At 67.3% G+C, this 2,474-nt stretch carries 2 protein-coding genes; both read left to right on the top strand.

Annotation, left to right across the window (positions count from 1 at the left end; all coding sequences use genetic code 11):
- The coding region (locus tag AC1DS6_RS42390) for a beta-keto acid cleavage family enzyme (RefSeq protein ID WP_477104772.1) at nucleotides 1-1,023 on the top strand (1,023 nt) is incomplete at its 5' end.
- Nucleotides 1,024-1,133: 110 nt separating this feature from the next.
- A complete protein-coding gene (locus AC1DS6_RS42395) occupies nucleotides 1,134-2,474 on the top strand; it encodes an MFS transporter (protein WP_477104773.1) in 1,341 nt (446 codons plus the stop codon).

Genomic DNA, 2,474 nt, shown 5'->3' on the forward strand with positions numbered 1-2,474 from the left:
AACCAGGACAAAGTGGTCATCACCGTGGCGCCTTACGGCCCCGAGTGGATGCCGGCGGATTTCCCCGAAGACATTCCGGTGACGATGGAGGAACAGGTGCAAAAGGCCGTTGACTGCTACAACGCCGGTGCCACGGTGCTGCACCTCCACGTRCGCGAACTCGATGGCAAGGGCTCCAAGCGCCTGTCCAAGTTCAACGAACTGATCGCCGGCGTGCGCGCCGCGGTGCCCGACATGATCATCCAGGTCGGCGGCTCGATCTCGTTTGCCCCGGAAGACGACGGCCAGGCCGCCAAGTGGCTGTCGGACGATACCCGGCACATGCTCGCCGACCTGGACCCCAAGCCGGACCAGGTGACGGTGGCCATCAATACGACGCAGATGAACATCATGGAGCTGCTCTACCCGGAATACCTGGAGGGCACCTCGCTGGCCAACCCGGCTTTCCAGGCTGCCTACAGCGAAATGACCGTGCCCGCCGGCCCCGCCTGGGTCGAGGAGCACCTGAGGCGCCTGCAGGCCTCCGGCATCCAGCCGCATTTCCAGCTGACCGGCATCCATGCGCTGGAAACRCTCGATCGCCTGGTGCGCAAGGGCGTGTACACCGGACCGCTGAACCTGACCTGGATCGGCATCGGCGGCGGCTTCGATGGYCCGAATCCGTTCAATTTCTTCAACTTCATCCATCGCGCGCCGGATGGCTGCACGCTGACCGCCGAATCGTTGCTGAAGAACGTCCTGCCGTTCAACATGATGGCCATGTCGATGGGCCTGCACCCCCGCTGCGGCATCGAGGACACCATCATCGACCAGCACGGCAACCGCATGACCTCGGTGCAGCAGATCGAGCAGTGCGTGCGCGTCGCCCGCGAACTCGGCCGTGAAGTGGCCAGCGGCAAGGAAGCGCGCAAGATCTACAAGATCGGCGTGCAGTACAAGGATGCCGAGGARACCCTGGCAATGCATGGCATGGCGCCCAACCGCAAGCCGCGGCAGGCAAACCTGCCCTTGCGCGCAGCCTGACGCCAGCCCGGGCAAGCGGACCGGCAACGATGCCCGTCCGCTCGCCATSGATCRCACAATCCGCGCCGAATTCGCGGCGCCACAGCGGCAYCAGACCGCAGGAGACTTTCATGGGACAGTCCCTCTCCGGGGCCGCTCGCGCGGACACGGATCTCACCGCCAAGCCGGCACGCTCGCATGCCTACGCGTGGCTGGTATTCGCCCTCATTTTTGCGCTCCTGCTTTCCGACTACATGTCGCGCCAGGTGCTGAACGCCGTCTTTCCCCAACTGCGGCTTGAGTGGGGCCTGTCCGACGCCAAGCTCGGCTCGCTCAGCGGCATCGTCGCGCTGATGGTCGGTCTGTTCACGGTGCCGTTCTCGCTCGTCGCCGATCGCTGGGGYCGCGTCAAGAGCCTGGCCCTGATGGCACTGCTGTGGAGCTGCGGCACGCTGGCGTGCGCGCTCTCCGCCAGCTACGGGCATATGCTGGCGGCCCGCTTCTTCGTCGGCATTGGCGAGGCGGCCTATGGCAGCGTCGGGCTGGCCGTGATCCTGAGCATCTTCCCGCCTTCCCTGCGTGCCACCCTGACCGGCGCCTTCACCTCCGGCGGCATGTTCGGCGCGGTGCTGGGCATGGGGCTGGGCGGTGTCGTGGCGGCCCGCTTCGGCTGGCGCGCGGCGTTCATGGCCATGGCGGTATTCGGACTGATCGTGGTGCTGATCTATTGCGTCACCGTGACCGAAGCCAGGCTGGCGCGGCGCACGGCAGGGCCACGCGCCACCCACGGCGGCGCGGCGCCAGCCCGAGCCCGCATCCCCTTGCCGGCGCTGCTGCGCGGGCTCTTCTGGGCACCGTCCCTGGTCTGCGCCTATGTCGGCAGCGGCCTGCAGCTTTTCATCGCCTACGCGATCATGGCCTGGATGCCGAGCTACCTGAACCGGTACTACGGCATGCCGCCCGACAAGGCGGCGCTGCTCGCCGCGGCGCTGCTGATCGTCGGCGGCGTCGGCATGACCTTGTGCGGGATGCTGACGGACCGGGTTAGCCGCAACGCGCCGGCCCGCAAGCTGACGCTGGCGATCCTGTTCTGTCTCGTGTCGTGCGTGCTGTTGCTGGCGGGCTTCCGGCTGCCGCCGGGTACCGCGCAGTTGCTGCTGATCGGTTTCGGCATGCTGCTGGCAATGGGTACCTGGGGCCCCGCCGGCGCCATGGTGGTCAATCTCTCCCGCCCCTCGACCCATGCCACCGCGCTGGCAATGCTGACGCTGGCCAACAACATCCTGGGCGCCGCGCCGGCGCCTTACCTGACGGGCCTGCTGGCCGACAGGATCGGATTGCTCGGGGCCCTGCAGGTGGTTCCGCTGATCTCGCTGGTCGCAGCCGCCGTGTTCTTCATCGCCAGGCCGCGCTACCTGCGCGACCTGCGGCTTGCCGAAGCGCGCAATGAGGCAGAGCGCGCCGGCGCCTGA

Source organism: Cupriavidus sp. 05L310, from assembly GCF_056398185.1.